This window comes from Mycobacterium shunyiense, assembly GCF_058270075.1.
The window spans coordinates 1118509-1140519 of record NZ_JBZDPU010000015.1; the positions used below are offsets into that span (position 1 = coordinate 1118509).

Below are 22011 nucleotides of genomic sequence, written 5' to 3' on the forward strand. Positions count from 1 at the left end.
TAACAATCGAGGTCACGACACTTGTCCGTCCGAACCGCTGACCGGGAGACACCGTTGCCCGCGGTCCATGTCTCGACGAATCTGGTTGATGACAACAGATCAGGGAGACGCAGCGATGGGATTCGATAGCACTGCGACACTGGGCAGCCCACCCCAACGACCAGGTCCCCAGGACATGCGGGCGGTGCTCGGCCACTTCTGCACCGGCATCGCTGTCATCACCGGTCAGGACGGGCAGCGACCACTGGGTTTCACCTGTCAATCGGTGACATCAGTGTCGCTGGAGCCGCCCTATGTGTCGTTCTGCCCGTCGCGATCCTCCTCGACGTGGCCGCTGATCCGAGCTTCCGGCCGGATGTGTATCAACATCCTGGCCGACCATCAGCAAGCGGTATGCGCCCAGTTCGCACGTAGCAGCGCGGACAAGTTCGCCGGAGTCCGATGGAGCCCGGCCAACAATGGCGCCCCGCGCCTGCACGGCGCATTGGCCACCATCGAAGCCGACCTCGAGTACGAGCACGGCGCGGGCGACCACACCATCGTCGTCGCCCACGTCACCTCGTTGAGCGCCCACGACGGCCAGCCATTGTTGTTCTACCGCGGCGATTACGGTGGCCTCGATGACCGGCGACTCGATTCCGCGACGGAGTGAGGGATTGTCCATACACAGCGAAACCGATGTCCCAGAAGCGCTTTACGCGTCCATCACCGATTCCGTCCGCCGACTCGTCGATGCGACCATCCGAAGTGAAGCCGATCTCGACACCCTCCTGTCCGCCAAAGCGAAGATCGATGCGGCAGCAGGCGAACTCAGCCAGTCGCTGATCCCTGGTTCGTTCGGCGTCCAACAGGCAGTCGGCGGCCAGTCACTGGCGTGGGGGAACGCCGTCATCGGGCTCCGCAATGCCTTGGCTCCACCGTTGGTGGTCCACCATGAACCCGACGGCCGAGTGTGGGCGGAGGCGACGCTCGGCGCAGCCTACGAAGGGCCCGCCGGCCACGTGCACGGTGGGATCTGCGCGCTGCTGCTCGACCACGTCCTCGGCGCAACCGCGCACCAGCCGGGGCGGCCTGCGGTGACCGGCACACTCACCCTCCGCTACGAAGCCGGGACCCGGCTCGGACCTGTTCGCGCCGAGGCGCACATCGACCGGGTAGAGGGAGTCAAGACTTTTGCCGTCGGCCACCTCGCCACCTCGGACGGCATCACGGTCCGCGCTGAAGGTGTCTTCTTTCATCCACGCCGACCTGCCGGATAGCAGTCACGGCACTACTATCGCGGGGTGACCACGCCCGGCGGGCTGCAGCGCAGGCTCGGGACCACCGACGCTGTCGTGATCGGCCTGGGCTCCATGGTGGGTGCGGGCATTTTCGCCGCCCTGGCCCCGGCAGCAGCCGCGGCCGGCAGCGGACTGCTCATCGGCCTCGCCGTCGCCGCCGTCGTCGCCTACTGCAACGCGACGTCCTCGGCGAGGTTGGCCGCGCTCTACCCGCAGTCCGGCGGCACCTACGTCTACGGGCGCGAACGACTCGGCGAGTTCTGGGGTTACACGGCCGGGTGGAGTTTCATCGTCGGCAAGACCGCGTCGTGTGCGGCGATGGCTTTGACGGTCGGGCTCTACGTCTGGCCCCAATGGGCACATGCCGTGGCGGTGGCCGCCGTCGTGGCGTTGACGGTCGTGAACTACACCGGTATCCAGAAGTCGGCCTTGCTCACCCGGATCATCGTCGCGTGCGTGCTGGCGGTCCTGGCCGCGGTCGTGGTGATCATCGCGGGTTCCGGCAGCACCGACCTCTCCCGACTGGATATTGGTGACGATGTCGGCGCCCGCGGTGTACTCCAAGCCGCGGGCCTGTTGTTCTTCGCATTCGCCGGTTACGCCCGGATCGCCACGCTGGGTGAAGAAGTCCAGGACCCGGCGCGCACCATCCCGCGCGCGATTCCGATCGCACTCGGTATCGCGCTGGTGATCTACGCGGTGGTGGCCGTCGCGGCGCTATCGGTCCTGGGCAGTTCCGGCCTGGCATCCGCACCCGCACCGCTGGCCGATGCGGTGGCCGCGGCAGGCGCCCCGCAGTGGCAACCCGTGGTGCGGGCCGGAGCTGCGGTGGCGGCGCTGGGCTCGCTGCTGGCCCTGATCCTCGGGGTGTCGCGCACGACGCTGGCGATGGCTCGCGACCATCACCTGCCGCACGCATTGGCCGCCGTCCACCCGCGGTTCGCTGTGCCCCACCGGGCCGAGGTGCTGGTCGGCATTGTCGTGGCCATCATGGCCGCCGTGGTGGATCTGCGTGGGGCGATAGGGTTTTCGTCGTTCGCGGTGCTGCTGTACTACGCGATCGCGAATGTGTCGGCGTGGACGCTGGAGCCCGAAAACCGGTGGCGTCGCGTGATCCCGGCCGCCGGCCTCATCGGCTGTCTGGTGCTGGCCTTCTCGCTGCCCCTGGCCTCGGTGCTCGCCGGGCTTGCGGTGGTGGCGATCGGCGCGGTGATCTACGCCGTGCGCCGGCACTGACCGTCGCCGAGTGGCCAGTTAAGACACGGACTTTCACGAACAGCGTGATACAAGTGGCCGCTCGACGACGAACCGCAGCGCCTCGACGGCCATCGGCACCAGCGCCGCGACCGTCACCCCGGCCAGGACGCCACCACGCAGCCAGGACCGCTGGTAGTCGGTGAACTGCGCAAGTCCCGGGAGCCACGTTTGGGATGCGCAACGACCGCTCATGGTGTTCAGTCAACAATCGTGATTCCGCTGAGTTGGAAATACGTCGAGACCCGCACCGACGACGACTTCGTCGTCAACCCCGGGGAACGGCTCGATTGGGCCAGCACCATCGGTATCGGTGCCCAGCATGTGGTGGCCATGTTCGGTGCCACGTTTCTGGTGCCGGTGCTCACCGGCTTTCCGCCGGCCACCACCCTGCTGTTCTCCGGGGTCGGGACCATCCTGTTTCTGCTCATCACCGGCAACCGGTTGCCGAGCTATCTGGGGTCGAGTTTCTCTGTGATCGCCCCGGTGACCGCGGCGGTGGCCTCCCACGGGACCGGAAGTGCGCTGGGCGGTTTGATCGCCGTCGGGGTGCTTCTGATCCTCATCGGCGCGGTGGTGCACCTGATCGGAACCCGATGGATCGACCTGACCCTGCCGCCGGTGGTGACCGGGGCGATCGTCGCGCTGATCGGCTTCAACCTGGCCCCGGCGGCCAAGGCGAATTTCGAGAAGGGCCCGCTGGTCGGGTTGGTGACGTTGGTGTTGCTGGTCGCCACGCTGGCTTTCTTCAAAGGGCTGATCGGCCGGCTGGCGATCTTCGGCGCCGTCGTGATCGGGTACCTGCTGGCGCTGGTCCTCGGCGACGTGGACACCGCGGCGATCGCGGCGGCGCCGTGGATAGGGTTGCCCGAGTTCCACACGCCGGAGTTCAGCCTGGCGGTACTACCGCTGTTCCTGCCCGCGGTGATCGCATTGGTCGCCGAGAACATCGGGCACGTCAAATCGGTGGGCCAGATGACCGGCACCGACCTCGATCCGATGATCGGCCGTGCGCTGGCCGCCGACGGGGTGGCCACCGTACTGGCCGGCGCCGGCGGCGGTTCGGCCACCACCACCTACGCCGAGAACATCGGCGTGATGGCGGCCACCCGGGTCTACTCGACCGCCGCCTACTGGGTGGCTGCGGCGGTGGCGATCGCATTGTCGTTGTGTCCCAAGGTCGGAGCGGCGATCTCGGCCATCCCGCCGGGCGTGCTGGGCGGGGCGACGATCGTGCTCTACGGTCTGGTCGGCATCCTGGGTGTGCGGATCTGGCTGACCAATCACGTGGACTTCTCCAAACCGGTCAACCAGATGACCGCGGCGATCCCACTGATCATCGGGATCGCCGACTTCACTTGGCAACTCGGCTCACTGACCTTCACCGGGATCGCGCTGGGATCCATCGCCGCGCTGCTGGTGTTCCACGGCATGCGGCTGCTGGAGTACCTCGGCAACTTGGCACAACCTACTCACCGAGCGCGTTGACCACCCGGGCGAACACCGACGGCAGCGCCGCCGATGCCGGGGTGATGCAGGCCCGCACCGGACCGAAACCGCTGCCGTGCAGCAGGGCTGCGGTGAGCAGCCGGTAGCGGCGGGTCAGCACGCGCCACTGCCGGTCGTAGTCGCCGGGCCGATCGGCCCGCACACAACCCACCAGGAGTTCGGCGGCGCCGAAGGCCAGGCCCATCCCCTCCCCGGTCAGCGCGTCGACGTAGCCCGCCGCGTCCCCGACCAGCAACACCCGCCCCGCACTGCGGTTGCGAACCTTCTGCCGCAACGGCCCGGCGGCCCGATCCTGGCCGTGCTCAAGGCCGTTGATCCGCTCGACCAGCATCGGAAACGCCGCCAGGTGCTGCTCGAAGCCGCCGCGCTCGGACGTCAGGATCGCGATCCCGACGCAGTTCTCGCCGACGGGGGTCACATACGCCTCGGCGTCGGGTCCCCAGTACACCTCGACGCAATCCGACCACGGGGCAATCTGGACGTGACGCCGAATCCCCCAGCGCCGCCGCCTGCCTTCCCCACCGCAGAGCCCCAGCGAGCGGCGGATCGGCGAGTGCAGACCGTCAGCGGCAGCCAGGTAGCGGGCTCGAAAACCGGCTGCGCTCACCGAGTTCGAGTCCTGGGTGACCGCACCCACCTCACCGTGGACCACCCGGACCCCAGCTGCCGACGCCGCATCCGACAGTGCGGCGTGCAGCACCGTGCGACGCACGCCGTAGCCGGATCCGCCGCGGAACCTGGCCTCTGCGGTGCGCCGCCCGTCCAGGTAACGGATGCCCCGAAAGGCCCGTCCGTCTACCTCAGCGCCCAGGCGCTGCAACTGGCTGACCGAGTGCGGCATCAGTCCCTCACCGCAGGCCTTGTCGATCGGGCCCTGCCGGCGTTCCACCACCACGGTCTCCAGCCCGGCGCGCGCCGCGTGCACCGCGGTGGCCAGCCCGGCCGGGCCGCCACCTGCGACGAGCAGATCAATCACGTCAAGCCTTGCAACGCTTCGTTTTCCACCCGGATGCGGGTTCCCAACAGCGCAGCGTTGGCCACGGTGAACACCAGAGCGGTGAGCCACGCTCCGCCGGCCAACGGCAACGCGGCCCCTTCCGTGACCACCGCGACATAGTTCGGGTGCGGAATCAACCGGTACGGACCGTCGACGACGCGCGTGGCGCCGGGTACGACCACGACCCTGGTGTTCCACTGCCTGCCCAGCGTGGTGATACACCACCAGCGCAGCGCCTGAGCGGCGAGTACGACCCCCACCATGATCCGGCCGAATATGGGCGACGACCTACGCCTGCGGGCCTCCGCCACCGCGCCCACCAGCAGGGCGCTGTGCAGCGCCACCATCACCGGATAGTGCTCGGCCCCGAATTCCTTGCCACCCTGGGCGATACTCCACTTCAGGTTGCGTTTCGACACGACCAGCTCGAGTACCCGCTCGGCGGCGACGAGGACGATCAGCGCGGTGAATCTCTTGGCCGTCATCAGCGCCAGCGCAGCAGGACGAGTTCGGAGCAGAAACCCGGGCCCATGGCCATCATCACCCCGGGCGTATCCGACTCCGGCCGTTTGCGGATAGTGTCGCGCAGGACGTGCAGCACCGAGGACGACGACAGATTGCCGACGTCGGCGAGAGACTGCCAGGTGAGATCCAGTGCATCCTCAGGTAATCCGAGGGTTTCGATGATCGCCTCGATCACCTTCGGTCCACCCGGATGACTCACCCAAGCGGATACGTCGTCGACGGAAAGGCCGTGGTCCCCGAGGAACCCGGCGACATCGTCTCCGAGGTAACGGCCCACGAAGCTCGGCACCTCCGCACTGAGCACGATCTCGAAACCGTCCGAACCGATGTCCCAGCCCATGGCGTGCAACGAATCCGGGTAGAGATGGCTACGGGAATCCAGCACATCGGGCCCGGTCGGGTTCAGCTTCCTGGCCCGTTCCTCGCCGACCGCGACCACCGCGGCAGCACCGTCACCGAACAGCGCGCCGGCCACCAGCGTCGGCATGGAGGGATTGTGTTTGCGCGTCAGCGAACACAATTCCACCGACACCAGGACCGCCACCTTGTCGGGCGCACCGCGCAGATAGTCGTTGAGCCGGGCGATGCCTGCGGCGCCGGCCACACAACCCAGCCCGAAGATCGGGATGCGGCGCACATCCGGCCGCAGGCCGAGGCGCCCGGCGATCCTGGCGTCCAGTGAAGGGACCACGGCGCCGGTGACAGTGGTGGTGACGATCAGGTCGACATCCTGCGGGCGCAAACCCGCATCGTCGAGCGCGCCGGAGAGTGCGGCGCAGCCCAGTTCGGTTGCGTGTTCGATGAACAGGCTGTTGCTCTCACCGAAGTCATCGAGCCGGGCGTATTCCTCGAGCGGGAGCACCAGATACCTGCTGTTCACTTTCGCGCTCTTGTGCAGCGCGCGCACCACGTCCTCGGATTCGGCATATCCGGGAATGTCCAGCAGTGCGCTGGTGACCTCGTCCTGGGTATATCGGTGCGGGGGCAGTACAGCGTGGACACCGGCAATGGTGCTGTGGCTGGGCATTCTCGCGACGTTAATTCCCATACCCGTACAACGGGGGTCTACCCTCTGCGGTTCAAACGACCTGCCTGTGAATCAGCTCACGGATCAACCGCGATGACGCTTGTCACGCGCGGGCACACCGTTGGGGCCCTCGATGGACCGGGCGTACGTGCCGACGGTGAATGCGATCGCCGATCCCATGATCCCCAGCGCGCGTGCATCGACGTTGTCGATGGTGTCTCGGCGCGTGTGATAGTTCGGATCGAAGGCCACCCCGGCCCGCCCACCCCACAACCGGGCCTGCACCTCGGTCTTGCGCTGCGACGATCCGGTCGTCGTGCCACCGATCGGCACCCCGGCCTGCAGCAGCGGATGGTAGTCGGAGTTGATGCCGATCGGCATGTCCGCGGGCCGCACCCCGGCAAGGTTGAGATATCCCGCCATGGTCCGTTCGATCCCGGCCGAGCCCTCGGGAATCGGCTTGGGATCGGTGGCCTGGCCGGACTGGTCGCCGTCGTAGGTGAAGAACCCCGCGTTGGGCGAGCCGACCATGTCGAAGTTCAGGTACAGCGCGAGGTCGTCAAGTTGGTCCAGCGGCAGGTTGCGCACGTACTGCGTCGACCCTTCCAGCCCCATCTCCTCGGCACCCCAGAACGCGAACCGCACCGCATTGGTCGCCGCCGGCGAACTACCCAGCTGCAGCGCGGTTTCCAGCACGGCTGCCACGCCGGACCCGTTGTCGTTGATACCGGGGCCGCCACCCACACTGTCCAGGTGTGCGCCGACGAGCACCACGTCCGACGCCGAACCGGTCTTCGTCTGCGCGGTCACGTTGCGAGACTTGACCATGTCGGCTTTGCCGTCGAGGGTCAGTCGAACCGGGGCGCTGGTGCCCAGCAGTGCCGCATCTGCGGTTTCGTCGATGACGCCGACCGGCACGGTGAGGTGCCGGTAGTAGCCGGTGCTGAACAACCCACCCGGAGCGGGCTGGCGCCCACGGTTGACCACCAGCAATCCCACCGCACCCTTGTCCAACGCGGTGTTCTGTTTGACCACAACAGAACAGCCGGTGTCGTCCACAACCGCAATGGCGCCCTTGATGTTGACCGAGCCGTAGTCGGCTGCCGTACATCCCGAGGGTTTGACCGGGTGCAACGTAGGCGCAGTGAGCCCGCCCGGTTCCGTCATCACCAGCATCGACGCCTGGTCCACCGGGTAGCTGCGCCCGGACACGCTCAGCTCCGGCTTACCCCCGCGCATCGAACCCATCCGCTCGAACTCGGGTGTCTGCACGTCGAAACCCTTGTCCCGCAGCAGCTGTGCCACGTAGTCGACGCTCGCGTCGTATCCGGAGCTGCCGACCGCCCGGTTGCCGTCATGACTGTCGGCGATCTCCTGCAACTTGCGCAGATGGGTGAACATGGCGTCGACGGTGATCTTGCCCGCCAGGTCCTGGGGCTCGACCGGTGTCGGCACCGACTGGGCCGAGCAACCCGCGAGCGCGGCACCGAGCAGTAGAGCAGCGAGTCGACGCGCCCTCACTGCGCGTTGATCTGGTGGCGCGTGCGGTCTGCGCGGACCGGTAAACCGTTGCGGCCCCGCTGATCTTGGGCATACAGCCCGACAGCAAATGCGACTCCCTCACCATGTATCTGCAGAGCATCCCGGTTCACGTGGTCAAGGGTATCGGTGCTCTTGTGATAGTTCGGGTCGAACGGTTTATCCGCCTCACCGGCCCACAGTTTCGCCTCCTCGGCGTTCATCTTGTCCTCGGCACCCGAGAACAACCCACCTGCAGGAACCCCGGCCATGGTGAACCCGTCGTAGTCCGACCGGCCGTCAAAACTGGTGTCGCGCGGCGTCTTTCCCGCCTCTTTCAGATAAGTCGACAGCGTGCGCTCGATACCCGCCGAGCCCTCGGGAACACGCGGACGGCCCTGCTCGTCCAGCGGTGCGGACTGGTCACCGTCGTAGGTGAAGTAGCCCGCGTTGGGCGAGCCGAGCATGTCGAAGTTCAGGTACATGGCAATGTCCTTGAGCGCTTCGGTGTCGAGGGACTGGACGTAGTTGGTCGAGCCGAGCAAACCTTCCTCCTCGGCTCCCCAGAAGCCGAACCGCACGGCATTGGCCACCTCGGGCGAATCGCCCAACTGCAAAGCGGTTTCCAGTACGGCAGCCACACCGGAACCGTTGTCGTTGATCCCGGGGCCCTCCGGCACGCTGTCGAGGTGCGCCCCGACCATGACCACGTCGGAGGTCGATCCGGTCTTGGTCTGGGCGATGATGTTGCGGGTGTGCTCGACGCGCACCCCGGCGACGAGCTTGATCGTGGTGGGGCCGGGCGCGTTGCGCAACCGGGTGCCTTCGTCCTTCGTCACGCTGACCACCGGGATCTTCACGTCGGTGTTGCGGCCCAGCGTGCCGCCCATCTTCTCGTCGTTGTTGGTGTTGACGACGATCATCGCGACGGCGCCGCGCTCGGCGGCCGCGGCCTGCTTGTCGGCGAACGGGCACGAGCCACGGTCGACCAGCACGACGGCACCGGCAACGGGTAGACCGTCGTAGTCAGCGGCCTCGCATCCCGGCGTGTCCTCCACCTTGGCAGGCACCAGCGGTGCGGACACCCCTTCCTGGGCCGTGCCGATGGTGAACTCGAGCGGCTTGGCGGTGACAGGCTGGCCACCGACGGTCACCTGGGGGTCCTCGGCGAACGGGAGCTTCACCTCGAACTCCGGGGTTTCCACGTCAAATCCCTTGTCGCGCAGCGCACCGGCGACGTAGTCCACGCTCGCGTCGTACCCCGGGGTGCCCAGCGCACGGTTGCCGTCGTGTGCGTTGGCAATCTCCTGGAGCTTGCCCAGATGCCCCATCATCGCGTCGGTCGACACCTGCGCACGCAACTGGTCGGCGAACACCACCGCCGACGATGACGACTCCCGGGACGCCTGCCCGTCGGTCTGCAGTTCGGTCTTTGCATCACAGCCGGCGAGCCCCATGGTCAGCGCCAGCGCGCCCAGAACTGCCCCCGTCGAAGTACGTCGCATTGCACCCACGGTAGCTGCTGTCCCGAACTGCCAGACCGATAAATCGGTTGCCTGGCGATTTGCTGTGGTGGCATCGTGTTCCCCGACGCCGACAGGGAAGCAGGCCGAGCGGAGTACCGCAACGTTTCTGTGTGTTGCCGGCGGCGTCATGGCACAGGTAAAGGGCCTGAGGTTCGAATCCTCTCTTACAAATCCCCGATACCGCCGCCGGGTCCCACGCGATCAGCGACCTTGTGGCCCGCACCCGCCGGTACGGGGGTGTGACGCCCCGTCACGGATCACGTCCGGCGGCGGTATCCCTTTGCCGCGCAGACACATACACCGGAAGGAGGACACGACATGGGCATCTTCACGTTCAACCGAATCACCGTTTCCGCAGGCCAGTGCGCACTGGAGTACCGCGACGGCACGCTGGGTCGTGTCCTGCCACCGGGGCGCCACCGCATTGATGTGGCGGCCTCGGTGGTGCGTGTCGAGATGCGTGAGCAGGTGCTCACGCTGGCTCCGCAGGAGGTGCTGACCTCGGATGCGGTGACGCTGCGGATCACCGTCGCCCTGCAGTTCAAGGTGAGCGACGCCGTGGCCTACGTGGAGGCCACAGCCGATCCGATGGCTGCGGTGTACCTGGCCGCGCAGATCGCCCTGCGCGATCTCGTCGCCGCGGTGACCGCCGACGAGGTGATGCAGCGCGGCAACCGCATCGACGCCGGGGCGATCGCTGCGGCGGCGCGGGCGGCCGGTGCCCGCACCGGGGTCGAGGTGATCGAGGCGTTCGTCAAGGACGTGATCATCCCGGCCGAGATCCGTGCCGCGGCGATGCAGCTGGTGACGGCCAAGGCCAACGGCGCGGCGAAGCTGGAAGCGGCCCGTGCCGAGACCGCAGCGCTGCGCGCGCTGGCCAACGCCGGCAAGCTGCTGGACGCTCACCCGGCCCTGGCTCAGCTGCAGCTGGTCCAGCGGGTGCCGTACGGGTCGAAGGTAGTGCTGGCCCTCGGTAGCGACACGGGAAGCACCGACGCGGTCACCCGCGGTGAGGCGTCTGCCCCGGAGTAATTCCGGGTCAGGCGTCCCGCCTGTTCAGTACCACCGCCGCGGCGACAAACGCCACCGCCACCCACACCATGAAGTAGAACAGCGAGCCCAGCTCGCCCCACGTCGTGAAGTACGTCGGGAACAGCCACTCCACGTGCAGGAACGAAAACATGTTGGCGAACGGCAGCCACGGCCCGATTTTGGGGCCGGTGTTGGGCATGTTGCCGAGCAGGGGCTCGGCCACCAACGGCCACAGCAGCAGGACCGCCACCGCACCGGCCGCGAATCGCACCAGCGCCCCGACGGCCACCCCGAGTACCGCGGCAAGCGCGGCGTACAACGCGAACCCGCCGGCCACCCGCCAGGTCGCCGGATTGGCCATGGACAGCTGCGTACCCACCACCGGGTCGGCGACCATCCGGGCCACCAGTACCGAGGCCAGCACCATGATCACCGCACACACCGAGGAGAACGCCGCGCACACCACCGCTTTCGCGGTGAGCACCTGCGTGCGGTTCGGGGTGGCCAGCAACGTGGTGCGGATCAGTCCGCTGCGGTACTCCCCGGTCATCGTCATCGAGGACAGCACCATCAGGACCGGAACCCCGAACACCGCGACACCCAGTGCGGCCTTGGACGGGGGCAGCCCGGTGTAGTGGTTCACCGTCATGCCCTGCATGGCGGCCAACCCCAGACTGAGCACCGCGACACCGACCACCGACCACAGTGGGGAGCGGGTCGTGGACAGCTTGATGCGCTCGGCGTCGAGCGCGGCCAGCGCACTCATCGTGCTTCTCGGTTCTTCGCGCGAGCGCTCATCACAACACCAGCCCGGTAGTCGACGGCATCATCGGTCAGTTTCAGATACGCCTCCTCCAGCGAGGCCTGCCGCTGGCTCAGCTCGTGCAGGGCGATCGCGTTGCGCGCGGCCAGGTCGCCGATCACCTCGATGGCCGCGCCGTGCACTGCCAGCGCATCACCGTCGGCGGCGGCCTCCACCTCGAACCCGGCGCCGGTGAGAACCTCGCGCAGCATTTCCAGCTGGGGGCTGCGAACCCGCACGGTGTCGGCGGATGTGCCGCTGACGAACTCGCTCACGGTGGTCGAGGCGATCAACTTGCCCTGGCCGATCACCACCAAGCGGTCTGCGGTGTTGGACATCTCGGCCAGCAGGTGGCTGGACACGAACACGGTGCGCCCCTCGGCGGCCAGCTCGCGCATCAGGGTGCGCACCCAGTGGATGCCCTCAGGATCCAGGCCGTTGACCGGTTCGTCGAACAGCAGCACCGGCGGGTCGCCCAGCAGCGCGGCGGCGATCCCCAACCGCTGGCTCATGCCCAACGACAGCGCCCCGGCGTTGCGGTCTCCTGCCGCCGTCAGCCCGACCGTCTCGAGCACCTCGTCCACCCGGGTCGCCGGAATCCGGTTGGCCGCGGCGATCCAGCGCAGGTGGTTGCGGGCCGTGCGGTTCGGATGGGCCTGGCGCGCGTCGAGCAGGGCGCCGACCGTGCGCAGCGGGTCACGCAGTTCCCGGTAGTGCTTGCCATCGATGGTCGCGGTCCCGGCACTGGGATGGTCCAGCCCGAGAATCAGCCGCATCGTGGTGGTCTTGCCCGCGCCGTTGGGCCCGAGGAAGCCGGTGACGACGCCTGGTTCGACGGTGCACGTCAGATCGTCGACAGCGCGGTGGGTGCCGTAGAGCTTTGTCAGCCCGGTCAGTTCGATCATCACCGCCATCATTGCAGGCGGTGTCGTTCTGACTGCTCAGGTTCAGATCAGGTGAACATTCCCGCCACATCGGACTCGGTGGTGTTGAGGGTGTCGATACCCGCGTGAACCGCGGCACACAGCTGGTCCAGCGCCTGCGCCTCTTCGTCGGCTTCCTTGTTCCACTCGCGATACTGCTGATTGAACTGTTCCGACGCCGTGCCGCTCCACATCCCCCCGATGTCGGCCATCAGCGCGGTCTCTTCTTCCAGGATCTGCTTGACCTTGGCGGCCTCGGCATCCAGCTCGGCGGCCAGTTGCCGCGTGCGCTCGAACTGGACGGTGATATCGGTGCTCATCCGCAAACCTTCTGTCTCAAATGTTCATGGACTGGGCCAGCGAGCCGGCAGCATCACTGTCGGTCCCCTCATATGCCGCAATCGCTTCGCTGAGGAGGTGCGACATGTCGACCTCTTCCCGGCGGACATCGGACGCCTGCGTGAGGTAGTTCGAGAGTGCGGTCTGGACAGCCGACCCCGACGTTCCCGTCCAGGTCCCGGTGAGCTCACCTGCAATCTCAGCCACCCGGCGCTCGTGCTGGGCGCGATCGGCTGCGAATTTCGACAGCTGGGCAGACTTCTTCCGAAGCTCGTCACCATTCAACCCGAGGGCCATGGCACCTCCCTCTATCCAAGCCAGAAGCGGCGGTCATCTCCATTGAGAAGCGTCGAGAAGATTGTTACACGCCGCCAACAGCCCCGAAGGCACGAATTCAGGCGTCGATTCCGGCCTGAGCGACCACCAGATCGGCAACCGCGCGCATGCCTGCCGCGTTCGGGTGCAGCGGCGCGGGCCGGCATGGCCAGGGCAGCCCCGGCCGGGTGGTCCAGGGCTGGGCCGACCAGGCATGGTGCGTCAGGCTCGCCTGCGCGGCGCGCACCCACCCGCAGCCCGTCTCGGCGGCAGCCTCTCCGGTGAGCCGTTCCAGCGTGGCCGCGACGTGCCGCCCCAGCGCCGCATCGGTCAGCGACAACGGCGGCGCAGCGACACCTTCCGGCGGCAGCATGGTCAGGTAGTCCACGAACAACACCTGCGCCTGCGGCGCTCGCCGGCGTACCTCACGCCCCAACGTCACGAGAGAATCGGCCACATCGGTCAACGCGGTTTCCCGCGCGTCGGGGTCGAGCAGGCCGTGAAGCTGCGGCCCCACCAGAGGCAGGGACCGGGTGAAACGCGGCAACGCAGCGGCCATCAGCTGGGGCACGTAGCCGGCGTCGTTGCCCCCGATGGTGATCGTGACCAGCGCCTCGGATCCGTCGAGTGCCTCGATCTGCGGCGGCGCACCGTTCTGCCGATCGCGCAGCACATGCGCGGTGGTGGCGCCCGAATAGGTCACGTCCACCAGGTCGAGCCCGAGTTCGGCCGCCACCAGGTGCGGGTAATTGCGTGCCGAGCGGCCCGCCTGCCACGGCGCGCCTTCTGCCGATGGCTTGATCCCCGGCCCGGCAGCCATCGAACTGCCCAGGGCCACATAGCGGCTCACAGCGATCCCTCCTGTTGACTCTGCGTCCACGGCGCAAAAGTGCGAGTAGACAATGCCATCACCGCAGAGTCAACGCCGAGTTACAACGCGGGGCTCGACGCCTGCGCCCAGAAACGCTTCGGGATACGGCCCGCCTGACGCGCCAGATATCCGGCGGTGACGGCGGCCGACATCGCCGCGGCCATGGTCGGCGGATCGGAAGCCCGGGTGACGGCCGTGGCCAACAGCACGGCGTCACAACCCAATTCCATCGCCAGCGCCGCATCCGATGCCGTGCCGATGCCCGCGTCCAGCACCACCGGCACCCCCGCCTGCTCGACGATCATCTCGATGTTGTGCGGGTTGGAGATGCCCAGGCCGGTGCCGATCGGCGAGCCGAGCGGCATCACCGCGGCACACCCGGTGTCCTCCAGCCGGCGGGCCAGCACCGGGTCGTCGTTGGTGTAGGGCAGGACGATGAACCCGTCGTCTACCAATTGTTCTGCGGCCTTGACCAATTCGATGGCGTCGGGAAGCAGTGTGCGTTCGTCGGCGATGACTTCGAGTTTGACCAGGTCGGTGCCAAGCGCCTCACGGGCCAACTGCGCCGTGAGCACCGCCTCGGCCGCGCCGCGACAACCCGCGGTGTTGGGCAGCGCCGCGATGCCCAGCCGGTTGAGCAGGTCCAGCACACCGGTTCCCCCCGCGGCGTCCACCCGTCGCATGGCCACGGTCGTCAACTCTGTCCCCGAGGCGACCAGGGCCTCTTCCAGCACAGCCAGATTCGGCGCGCCGCCAGTACCCATGATCAGCCGGGAGCCGAACTCCCGGCCGCCGATGACGAGTGATGAGTCAGCCACCCTGCACCGCCGTCACAACCTCCACCCGGGCGCCGTCGGCCAGTGTCCGGTCCCATTCCGCCCGCGGCAAAACCGTCCAGTCGAGCGCGACAGCTATGCCCTTGTCCGGGAAGCCCCGGGTTTCCAGCAACCCTTCGATGGTGGTCTGCTCGTCCACCTCAAGGGTCTCGTTGTTGACCGTGATGGTGATCATTTCGCTTCCACACTCATCTCGAGTTCAGCCGCGATCCGCTCAGCGGTCCACGGCGCCAACAGAAATCCGTTCCGGCCGTGCCCGACGGCCACCAGCGTGCGCTCGTCGACCCGTTCGACGATCGGCAACCCGTCCGGTGTCATCGGCCGCAGCCCCGCCGCGGTCTCGGCCAGCTCGTACTCGCCGAGCGCGGGCACCACCGCGCAGGCGTCCTCGAGAAGGTCGCGCACGCCGCTGACCACCGGCGCGGTGTCGCGACCATGCTCGTACTGGGTCGCACCGACCACCACGCCGTCGGGGCGCGGCACCAGGTACACGGGCCGGCCGTGCACGCGAGCCCGGATCACCCGCTGCGGCACCGGCATACAGCCCTTGCGCCACCGCAGCCGCAGCACCTCCCCCTTCACCGGCCGCACCGGCAGCCCGGGCAGGAGCTTCGGGGAGTCGATCCCATTGGCGATCACCCGGACGTCCCCCTCGACGTCGTCCAGGTTCTCGACGGGCCCGGCCCACCGCACCGCCAGCCGCTCGCAGTGTGCGGCCAGCGCGTCGACGACGGCCCGATTGTCCACCGCAAGTTCGGTTGTAGCCCGGAACCCGTGCCGGATGCCCTGCGCCAGTAGCGGTTCCACGTCCCGCGCGGCCGTCGTCACCTCGACCGGCTGCCCCTGGGCCGACAACCATTCGGCCACGGTGTGCAGATCGGACACGTCGGCCCGGTCGACCGCGACCACCAGCGACTCCCGCGCGGTGACCACCTCGGGCGCCAGCCCGTCGAGGAATCCCGAGTGCCACAGCTTCAGCGATTCCAGACCGATCTGCAGCATCTGCTCTTCACCCGGCCAGCCTTCGCTGTGCGGGGCGAGCATGCCGCCGGCCACCCACGAGGCCCCGCGCTCGGTGCTGCAGTGCAGCCGGACGGTCCAACCGTCGAGTGCAGCCCGGCGTGCGACCGACAGACCGATCACACCGCCGCCGATGACGGCGAGTGTCCTGGCTCCTCCTGCTGCCATACTCCGCTCCCTACGCCGGCATGACCCGGATCAGGTGTGACGGTCAGGGCCGGTCCGTGTGCCCACTCTCAGCCCCGCGTCCCCGGGACTCCCGTATTGATTGCCAGTCCAGGGTACTCGGGCGGTACCGGCTACCGTCGCGGTGTGGAATCACCGGTCGACCGTCTGCAACGCGCCACCCTCTACCTGTGCACCGACGCCCGCCGGGAGCGCGGTGACCTGGCCGAATTCGCCGATGCGGCGCTGGCCGGCGGGGTGGACCTGATCCAGCTGCGCGACAAGGGTTCGGCCGGCGAGAAACAGTTCGGCCCGCTGGAGGCCCGCCACGAACTCGAGGCGCTGGAGATCCTGGCCGACGCGGCGCGCCGCCACGGCGCACTGCTGGCGGTCAACGACCGCGCCGATATCGCGCTGGCGGCCGGGGCCGACGTGCTGCACCTGGGCCAGGACGATCTGCCGCTGGACGTCGCGCGCGGCATCATCGGGCACCGTCCGGTGATCGGCCGCTCCACCCATGACGCCGCGCAAGCCGCGGCCGCCATCGATGAGCAGGTGGACTACTTCTGCGTCGGCCCGTGCTGGCCGACTCCCACCAAGCCGGGCCGGACCGCGCCGGGACTGGACCTGGTGCGCTCGACGGCGGCTCTCAATCCGGCCAAGCCATGGTTCGCGATCGGCGGGATCGATCAGCAGCGGCTGCCCGAAGTGCTGGCGGCCGGGGCCCGGCGCATCGTGGTGGTCCGCGCGATCACCGCCGCCGAGGATCCGCGCGCCGCTGCCGCCGAACTCAAGACCGCAATCAGCGCGGCGGGTTGACCTCGAGCGGTAACGAGGCCGTCACCGTCCGCAGCTGCTCCCAGCTGGCGGCGAACCCGGGATGCAGCGGCAGTGCCGCGACTTCGTCCTCGGCCACCCAACGCAATTCCGAGCTCTCCCGATTAGGGATGGTCTCCAGCGGTTCGGGCACGTCGGCGATCACGGTGGTGTAGCTCCACTGCGTGCCACCGATACCGGCCACCTCGGCCGTCACCACTGTGGTCCGCACGGTGAGCTGCTCGGCCGTCACGCCGGCTTCCTCGTTGGCTTCCCGCACCGCGGCCTGCTCGGCGGTCTCGTGACTGTCACGGGCACCTCCGGGCAAGGCCCAGGTTCCGCCCTGATGACTCCACGGTGCGCGGTGTTGCAGCAGCACAGCGGCAGATCCACCCGGCCACGGCGCGCGCAGGAGTAACCCGGCGGCACCGTGACGCCCCCAATACCGGGCGCCGTTGTCGGAGAACACCCAGCCGTCACCGTCGCCACGCACGCGTACAGCTTAGGGAACGTCGTGTGTTTCGGTGGACCTCAATTTCTCCGCGAGCCTAAGTGGGCGCTCTTAGAATTTTTTTATAGTGTGGGAACAGCCGTAAGCACCGAAATAAATGAGGTCCGTGCGCAGGTGACTGTGGAGTTGGCACATCCCTCGACCGAACCGCTCGCGTCCCGGTCGCCGACCACGCCTGCCCATCCGCGGTGGTGGTTTCTGTGGACCACTCCGGGCCGCATCCTGACCATCGGGCTGGTGTTGTCGGCACTTGTGATCGCCAGTGCGTTCGCCACCTCCACCACGATCAACGACCGCCAGCAGGCGCTGACCACCGTGCTCGATCACACCGAGCCCCTGGCGTTCGCGGCGGGCCAGCTCTACACCACACTGTCGGTCGCCGACGCCGCCGCGGCCACGGCCTTCATCGCCGGCGCCGAGCCCCGCGACGTCCGGCAGCGCTACGAGCAAGCCATCACCGATGCGTCCGTGGCGGTCACCCGTGCGTCGAGCGGGCTGACCGACGAATCGCTGGTGCAATTGCTCGGCCGGATCAACGCCCGGCTGGCGGTCTACACCGGCCTGGTGGAGACCGCGCGGACCAACAACCGGGCCGGCAACCCGGTGGGTTCGTCGTACCTGTCGGAAGCGTCGGCGCTGATGCAGTCGCAGATCCTGCCCGACGCGCAACGCCTTTACGAGGAGACCTCGGCCCGGGTGGACGCCGAGACCACCGCCTCCACCCGAATCCCGGCCGCGGTGATGTTGGTGGTGCTGGCGACGTTGATGTTCGGCGCGTTCGCCAACCGCTGGCTGGCGCGACGCACCCGGCGCCGGGTCAACATCGGTTTCGTGGCCGGCGGGATGGCCGTGCTGATCATGCTGATCTGGGTCACGACGGCGCTGGTGATCTCCACGTCGGACAGCCGCAGCGCCAAGGACACGGCCGCCGAATCCCTCAAGACCGTGACCAACCTGGCCATCACCGCCCAGCAGGCCCGGGCCGACGAGACACTGGCGCTGATCCGGCGTGGCGACGAAAACCTGCGTAAGCAGTCCTACTACCAACGCATCGAGGCAATGCAGCAGCAGCTCGCCCAATATCTGGCCCGTGACACCCGCATCGACAAGAGCGATCTGACGGGTGCCGAAGATCTGCTCACCAAATGGCGCACGGCCGATGACCGGATCAACGCATACATCGCGGTAGGCAACTACCAGGCGGCGACGCAGGTGGCGCTGGGCACCGGCGAGGACGATTCCACGTCGGCCTTCGACAAGCTCGACGACGTGTTGTCCAAGGGCATCGAACAGAGCCGCAGCCAGTTGCGCAATGACATCGCCAATGCCCGCCGGGTGCTGTCCGGTGCGACGGTGGGCGCCGCGCTGCTCAGTGTGGCCGCGGCGCTGGCGGTGGCGTTGGGACTGTGGCCCCGGCTGAGTGAGTACCGCTGATGAGCGCTTGCGCGAAGAAGAGACAGCCGCTGATGAGCGCTTGCGCGAAGAAGAGACAGCCGCTGATGAGGAAGATGAAGAAGGCGTTGGCCGTCCTGACCGCGGCCCTGGCGGTAGCCGGGTGCAGCCAGAGCGCACCGCCCTTGACGCTGCCGACCATGACGCTGGCGCCGCCCAGCCCGGCCGGCATGCAGGAACTCGCCCCGCAGCCGGTGCGGGTTCCGGAGCCCGAGACCGACGAGTGCAACCGCACCGCGAGCCTGCGGCCGTTCAGCGACAAGGCCGATACCGACGCCGCGGTGGCCAAGATCCGCGACCGCGGACGCCTGGTGGTCGGCCTGGATATCGGCAGCAATCTGTTCTCGTTCCGGGATCCGATCACCGGCCAGATCAACGGGTTCGACGTCGACATCGCCGGGGAGGTCGCGCGCGACATCTTCGGCACGCCGTCACAGGTCGAGTACCGCATCCTGTCCTCGGCCGACCGCATCACCGCACTGCAGAACAATCAGGTCGACATCGTGGTCAAGACCATGACGATCACCTGCGAGCGCCGCAAGGAGATCAACTTCTCCACGGTGTATTTCATGGCCCACCAACGCATCCTGGCCGCCCGGGACTCCAACATCTCGCAGGCCTCCGACCTCTCGGGCAAGCGGGTGTGCGTGGTGGACGGGACCACGTCGCTCAAGCGGATCCAGCAGATCAGCCCGTCACCGATCATCGTCTCGGTGGTGACCTGGGCCGATTGCCTGGTGGCGCTGCAGCAGCGTCAGGCCGATGCGGTCAGTACCGACGATTCGATCCTGGCCGGGCTGGTGGCCCAGGATCCGTATCTGCACATCGTCGGCCCCAGCCTCAACGAGGAGCCCTACGGCATCGGGCTGAACCTGGACAACACGCCGCTGGTCCGGGTCGTCAACGCGACGCTGGAACGCATCCGCCGCGACGGCACCTGGAACACGTTGTACCGCAAGTGGTTGACGGTCCTGGGGCCGGCACCGTCGCCCCCTGCCGCGAGGTATGTCGACTGATGAAAAAGCCCGACGACGCCGACCTGCCGGACACCCCCGACACCGAGGGCGGCCCCGGGACGCAGCCGGCGAGCCTCGACGACCTCGAGTTGGATTCGCAGTCGACCCTGCGGCCCATGGCGACGCAAGCGGTGTTCCGTCCCGAGTTCGACGATTCCGATGATCCGACGTTCGGCGGCGGCGACACCGAACCGCAGAACCTTGCCACGATCGCCACCCGGATGCTCTCGCCGATCCGCAGACTGGGTGGCGGGCTGGTCGAGATCGCGCGGGTACCCGAACGGGATCCGTTGACGGCGTTGATGACCAATCCGGTCGTGGCCGAACAGAAGCGGTTCTGCTGGAACTGCGGCAAGCCGGTCGGCAGGTCCTCATCCGACGGGCATGCCCTGTCGGAAGGCTGGTGCCCCCACTGCGGCAGCGCCTACTCGTTCCTGCCGCAGCTGTCCCCGGGTGAGATCGTCGCCGACCAGTACGAGATCAAGGGCTGTATCGCCCACGGTGGGCTGGGCTGGGTGTACCTGGCGTTCGACCACAACGTGAACGAACGCCCCGTCGTTCTCAAGGGACTGGTGCATTCCGGTGACGCCGAGGCGCAGGTGATCGCCATGGCCGAACGTCAGTTCCTGGCCGAGGTGACTCACCCGGGAATCGTGAAGATCTACAACTTCGTCGAACACGACGACAAGCACGGCAACCCGGTCGGCTACATCGTGATGGAGTACGTCGGCGGAACTTCGCTCAAACAGGCCAGGGGAACCCGGCTTCCGGTGGCCGAGGCCATCGGCTACATGCTCGAGATCCTGCCCGCGCTCGGCTATCTGCATTCGATCGGGCTGGCCTACAACGACCTCAAGCCCGAGAACATCATGATCACCGAGGAGCAGCTCAAGCTGATCGACCTCGGTGCGGTGTCGAAGCTCAACTCCTACGGATACCTGTACGGCACACCGGGTTTCCAGGCACCCGAGATCGTGCGCACCGGACCTACGGTGGCCACCGACATCTACACCGTGGGCCGCACGCTGGCCGCGCTGACCTTGAACCTGCGGACCCGGCGAGGTCGCTACGTCGACGGACTGCCGTCCGAGGACCCGGTGCTCGACACCTACGATTCCTTCGGCCGGTTCCTGCGCCGCGCCATCGACCCGGATCCGCGACGCCGGTTCCGCAGCGCCGAGGAGATGTCGTCCCAGCTGCTCGGGGTGCTGCGCGAGGTCGTGGCGGCCGACACCGGAAGCCCCCGCCCCGGCCTGTCGACCGTGTTCAGCCCGTCTCGATCCACATTCGGAGTGGATCTGCTGGTTGCGCACACCGACGTCTACGTTGACGGGCAAGTGCATTCGGAGAAACTGACCGCGCAGGAGATCGTGCGGGCACTGCCGGTACCACTGGTGGACCGCACCGATGTCGGCGCCCCGATGCTGGTGGCCAGTGTGCTCAGCCAGCCTGTGCACACCCTCGACCAGTTGCGGGCCGCTCGGCACGGCGCGATCGATGCCGAAGGCGTGGACCTCTCGGAATCGGTGGAGCTTCCGCTTATGGAGGCGCGTGCGCTACTCGATCTGGGCGACGTCGCCAAGGCCACCCGCAAGCTCGACGACCTGGCGACCTGGGCCGGCTGGCGCTGGCAGCTGGTCTGGTTCCGCGCGGTGGCCGAGATGCTCTCGGCTGATTACGACTCGGCGACAAAGCATTTCACCGAGGTGCTGGACACCCTACCCGGGGAACTGGCCCCCAAGCTGGCGCTGGCCGCGACGGCCGAGCTGGCCGGCACCGCCGACGAGCTGAAGTTCTACAACACCGTGTGGAGCACCGACAACGGCGTGATCTCCGCCGGTTTCGGGTTGGCCCGCGCCCAGTCGGTGGCCGGGTCACGGGACGAGGCGGTCCAGACCCTGGACCAGGTTCCGCCCACCTCAAGGCATTTCACCACCGCCCGGCTGACCAGCGCGGTCACCCTGCTGTCCGGTCGGTCCACCGGTGAGATCACCGAGCAGAACATCCGCGATGCGGCGCGACGGGTGGAGGCCCTGCCCGACTCCGAGCCGCGCGTGCTGCAGATCCGGGCACTGGTACTGGGCACCGCGATGGACTGGCTGGCCGACAACACGGCAAGCAGCAATCACATCCTCGGATTCCCGTTCACCGAGCACGGTCTCAAGCTCGGTGTGGAAGCCTCACTACGGGCGTTGGCCCGGGTCGCCCCCACCCAGTCGCACCGCTATGCCCTGATCGACCTGGCCAACAGCGTGCGGCCGATGAGCACGTTCTGAT

At 67.7% G+C, this 22011-nt stretch carries 24 protein-coding genes and 1 riboswitch; of the genes, 9 read left to right on the forward strand and 15 right to left on the reverse strand.

Annotated features, from left to right (window positions below):
• The first annotated feature begins 115 nt into the window (after window positions 1-115).
• The 3 genes from AC4ELH_RS19765 to AC4ELH_RS19775 are packed head-to-tail and all read left to right on the forward strand — an operon-like array spanning window position 116 to window position 2516.
• Window positions 116-652 carry a flavin reductase family protein gene (locus AC4ELH_RS19765; RefSeq protein WP_448444089.1) on the forward strand — a complete coding sequence of 179 codons (537 nt, stop codon included), beginning with the start codon at window positions 116-118 and terminating at the stop codon, window positions 650-652.
• Window positions 621-1259, forward strand: a complete 639-nt coding sequence (locus tag AC4ELH_RS19770; RefSeq protein ID WP_498886120.1) for a PaaI family thioesterase — start codon at window positions 621-623, stop codon at window positions 1257-1259. The genes AC4ELH_RS19765 and AC4ELH_RS19770 overlap by 32 nt, the downstream gene beginning before the upstream one ends.
• A 24-nt stretch (window positions 1260-1283) precedes the next feature.
• A complete protein-coding gene (locus AC4ELH_RS19775) occupies window positions 1284-2516 on the forward strand; it encodes an APC family permease (RefSeq protein ID WP_448444093.1) in 1233 nt (410 codons plus the stop codon).
• 33 nt (window positions 2517-2549) lie between these two features.
• Here the strand turns inward: AC4ELH_RS19775 and AC4ELH_RS19780 are convergent, their stop codons facing one another.
• Window positions 2550-2729, reverse strand: a complete 180-nt coding sequence (locus AC4ELH_RS19780; RefSeq protein ID WP_498886122.1) for a hypothetical protein — start codon at window positions 2727-2729, stop codon at window positions 2550-2552.
• A gap of 18 nt (window positions 2730-2747) precedes the next feature.
• Here AC4ELH_RS19780 and AC4ELH_RS19785 point away from each other — a divergent pair, with 18 nt between their 5' ends.
• Complete coding sequence (locus AC4ELH_RS19785) at window positions 2748-4022, forward strand: uracil-xanthine permease family protein (RefSeq protein WP_498886124.1); 1275 nt, start codon at window positions 2748-2750, stop codon at window positions 4020-4022.
• Here the strand turns inward: AC4ELH_RS19785 and AC4ELH_RS19790 are convergent.
• The 5 genes from AC4ELH_RS19790 to AC4ELH_RS19810 form a co-directional block, all read right to left on the reverse strand.
• Window positions 4003-5019 (reverse strand): NAD(P)/FAD-dependent oxidoreductase, encoded by a 1017-nt coding sequence (locus tag AC4ELH_RS19790; RefSeq protein ID WP_498886126.1) that lies wholly within the window; start codon window positions 5017-5019, stop codon window positions 4003-4005. The two genes, AC4ELH_RS19785 and AC4ELH_RS19790, sit on opposite strands and share 20 nt — an antisense overlap.
• On the reverse strand, window positions 5016-5525 hold the full coding sequence (locus AC4ELH_RS19795; RefSeq protein WP_498886128.1) for an isoprenylcysteine carboxyl methyltransferase family protein: 510 nt from the start codon (window positions 5523-5525) through the stop codon (window positions 5016-5018). Before AC4ELH_RS19795 ends, AC4ELH_RS19790 begins: the two co-directional genes overlap by 4 nt.
• Complete coding sequence (locus tag AC4ELH_RS19800; protein ID WP_236734614.1) at window positions 5525-6592, reverse strand: type III polyketide synthase; 1068 nt, start codon at window positions 6590-6592, stop codon at window positions 5525-5527. Before AC4ELH_RS19800 ends, AC4ELH_RS19795 begins: the two co-directional genes overlap by 1 nt.
• Before the next feature lie 84 nt (window positions 6593-6676).
• Window positions 6677-8113, reverse strand: a complete 1437-nt coding sequence (locus tag AC4ELH_RS19805) for a M28 family metallopeptidase (RefSeq protein ID WP_064878227.1) — start codon at window positions 8111-8113, stop codon at window positions 6677-6679.
• Window positions 8110-9615: a M28 family metallopeptidase gene (locus AC4ELH_RS19810; RefSeq protein ID WP_498886131.1), complete on the reverse strand. Its 1506-nt coding sequence runs from the start codon at window positions 9613-9615 to the stop codon at window positions 8110-8112. The genes AC4ELH_RS19805 and AC4ELH_RS19810 overlap by 4 nt, the downstream gene beginning before the upstream one ends.
• A 339-nt stretch (window positions 9616-9954) precedes the next feature.
• On the opposite strand from AC4ELH_RS19810, the gene AC4ELH_RS19815 reads away from it, so the two are divergent.
• Window positions 9955-10668, forward strand: a complete 714-nt coding sequence (locus tag AC4ELH_RS19815; protein WP_498886133.1) for a slipin family protein — start codon at window positions 9955-9957, stop codon at window positions 10666-10668.
• 7 nt (window positions 10669-10675) lie between these two features.
• Here AC4ELH_RS19815 and AC4ELH_RS19820 read toward each other — a convergent pair whose 3' ends face one another.
• The 8 genes from AC4ELH_RS19820 to thiO form a co-directional block, all read right to left on the reverse strand.
• Complete coding sequence (locus AC4ELH_RS19820; protein ID WP_064961037.1) at window positions 10676-11434, reverse strand: ABC transporter permease; 759 nt, start codon at window positions 11432-11434, stop codon at window positions 10676-10678.
• Window positions 11431-12375 (reverse strand): ABC transporter ATP-binding protein, encoded by a 945-nt coding sequence (locus tag AC4ELH_RS19825; protein ID WP_064878313.1) that lies wholly within the window; start codon window positions 12373-12375, stop codon window positions 11431-11433. Before AC4ELH_RS19825 ends, AC4ELH_RS19820 begins: the two co-directional genes overlap by 4 nt.
• Before the next feature lie 47 nt (window positions 12376-12422).
• The gene (locus AC4ELH_RS19830; protein ID WP_064936845.1) at window positions 12423-12713 is read right to left on the reverse strand and encodes a WXG100 family type VII secretion target; all 291 of its coding nucleotides are present in this window, start codon (window positions 12711-12713) and stop codon (window positions 12423-12425) included.
• A gap of 16 nt (window positions 12714-12729) precedes the next feature.
• Complete coding sequence (locus tag AC4ELH_RS19835) at window positions 12730-13029, reverse strand: type VII secretion target (RefSeq protein ID WP_064936858.1); 300 nt, start codon at window positions 13027-13029, stop codon at window positions 12730-12732.
• A gap of 97 nt (window positions 13030-13126) precedes the next feature.
• The gene (locus AC4ELH_RS19840; protein WP_448444109.1) at window positions 13127-13897 is read right to left on the reverse strand and encodes an SGNH/GDSL hydrolase family protein; all 771 of its coding nucleotides are present in this window, start codon (window positions 13895-13897) and stop codon (window positions 13127-13129) included.
• An 80-nt stretch (window positions 13898-13977) separates the two neighbouring features.
• Window positions 13978-14736 carry a thiazole synthase gene (locus tag AC4ELH_RS19845; protein WP_448444111.1) on the reverse strand — a complete coding sequence of 253 codons (759 nt, stop codon included), beginning with the start codon at window positions 14734-14736 and terminating at the stop codon, window positions 13978-13980.
• Window positions 14729-14929 carry a sulfur carrier protein ThiS gene (thiS, locus tag AC4ELH_RS19850; RefSeq protein WP_055110632.1) on the reverse strand — a complete coding sequence of 67 codons (201 nt, stop codon included), beginning with the start codon at window positions 14927-14929 and terminating at the stop codon, window positions 14729-14731. Before thiS ends, AC4ELH_RS19845 begins: the two co-directional genes overlap by 8 nt.
• Entirely contained in the window at window positions 14926-15942 is a 1017-nt protein-coding gene (thiO, locus tag AC4ELH_RS19855) for a glycine oxidase ThiO (protein WP_448444114.1), read from the reverse strand. Before thiO ends, thiS begins: the two co-directional genes overlap by 4 nt.
• Window positions 15933-16047, reverse strand: a riboswitch (TPP riboswitch). (Overlaps the previous gene by 10 nt.)
• Window positions 16048-16086: 39 nt before the next feature.
• Between thiO and thiE the strand changes: the two genes are divergently transcribed.
• Window positions 16087-16758, forward strand: coding sequence for a thiamine phosphate synthase (gene thiE, locus AC4ELH_RS19860; RefSeq protein WP_463794685.1), 672 nt, complete (start codon window positions 16087-16089; stop codon window positions 16756-16758).
• On the opposite strand, the gene AC4ELH_RS19865 is transcribed toward thiE, so the two are convergent.
• The gene (locus AC4ELH_RS19865) at window positions 16742-17248 is read right to left on the reverse strand and encodes an NUDIX hydrolase (RefSeq protein WP_448444118.1); all 507 of its coding nucleotides are present in this window, start codon (window positions 17246-17248) and stop codon (window positions 16742-16744) included. The two genes, thiE and AC4ELH_RS19865, sit on opposite strands and share 17 nt — an antisense overlap.
• Window positions 17249-17380: 132 nt before the next feature.
• Between AC4ELH_RS19865 and glnX the strand changes: the two genes are divergently transcribed.
• The 3 genes from glnX to AC4ELH_RS19880 all read left to right on the forward strand — a co-directional run bounded on the left by glnX (window position 17381) and on the right by AC4ELH_RS19880 (window position 22010).
• Window positions 17381-18700, forward strand: a complete 1320-nt coding sequence (gene glnX, locus AC4ELH_RS19870; protein WP_064878210.1) for a protein kinase G-activating protein GlnX — start codon at window positions 17381-17383, stop codon at window positions 18698-18700.
• A gap of 65 nt (window positions 18701-18765) precedes the next feature.
• Entirely contained in the window at window positions 18766-19734 is a 969-nt protein-coding gene (locus AC4ELH_RS19875) for a glutamate ABC transporter substrate-binding protein (RefSeq protein WP_082963648.1), read from the forward strand.
• Window positions 19734-22010 (forward strand): serine/threonine-protein kinase PknG, encoded by a 2277-nt coding sequence (locus tag AC4ELH_RS19880; protein ID WP_448444121.1) that lies wholly within the window; start codon window positions 19734-19736, stop codon window positions 22008-22010. Before AC4ELH_RS19875 ends, AC4ELH_RS19880 begins: the two co-directional genes overlap by 1 nt.
• Window position 22011 lies beyond the last annotated feature (1 nt).

Excerpts from the sequence above, each read along its gene's own strand:
- AC4ELH_RS19835 (WP_064936858.1), bottom strand. The coding sequence starts at position 13,029 with ATGGCCCTCGGGTTGAATGGTGACGAGCTTCGGAAGAAGTCTGCCCAG.
- AC4ELH_RS19770 (WP_498886120.1), top strand. The coding sequence starts at position 621 with ATGACCGGCGACTCGATTCCGCGACGGAGTGAGGGATTGTCCATACAC.
- AC4ELH_RS19780 (WP_498886122.1), bottom strand. The coding sequence starts at position 2,729 with ATGAGCGGTCGTTGCGCATCCCAAACGTGGCTCCCGGGACTTGCGCAG.
- AC4ELH_RS19830 (WP_064936845.1), bottom strand. The coding sequence starts at position 12,713 with ATGAGCACCGATATCACCGTCCAGTTCGAGCGCACGCGGCAACTGGCC.
- thiO (WP_448444114.1), bottom strand. The coding sequence starts at position 15,942 with ATGGCAGCAGGAGGAGCCAGGACACTCGCCGTCATCGGCGGCGGTGTG.
- AC4ELH_RS19880 (WP_448444121.1), top strand. The coding sequence starts at position 19,734 with ATGAAAAAGCCCGACGACGCCGACCTGCCGGACACCCCCGACACCGAG.
- AC4ELH_RS19810 (WP_498886131.1), bottom strand. The coding sequence starts at position 9,615 with ATGCGACGTACTTCGACGGGGGCAGTTCTGGGCGCGCTGGCGCTGACC.
- AC4ELH_RS19875 (WP_082963648.1), top strand. The coding sequence starts at position 18,766 with ATGAGGAAGATGAAGAAGGCGTTGGCCGTCCTGACCGCGGCCCTGGCG.
- AC4ELH_RS19820 (WP_064961037.1), bottom strand. The coding sequence starts at position 11,434 with ATGAGTGCGCTGGCCGCGCTCGACGCCGAGCGCATCAAGCTGTCCACG.
- AC4ELH_RS19815 (WP_498886133.1), top strand. The coding sequence starts at position 9,955 with ATGGGCATCTTCACGTTCAACCGAATCACCGTTTCCGCAGGCCAGTGC.
- AC4ELH_RS19765 (WP_448444089.1), top strand. The coding sequence starts at position 116 with ATGGGATTCGATAGCACTGCGACACTGGGCAGCCCACCCCAACGACCA.
- AC4ELH_RS19800 (WP_236734614.1), bottom strand. The coding sequence starts at position 6,592 with ATGCCCAGCCACAGCACCATTGCCGGTGTCCACGCTGTACTGCCCCCG.
- AC4ELH_RS19825 (WP_064878313.1), bottom strand. The coding sequence starts at position 12,375 with ATGATCGAACTGACCGGGCTGACAAAGCTCTACGGCACCCACCGCGCT.
- thiS (WP_055110632.1), bottom strand. The coding sequence starts at position 14,929 with ATGATCACCATCACGGTCAACAACGAGACCCTTGAGGTGGACGAGCAG.
- AC4ELH_RS19795 (WP_498886128.1), bottom strand. The coding sequence starts at position 5,525 with ATGACGGCCAAGAGATTCACCGCGCTGATCGTCCTCGTCGCCGCCGAG.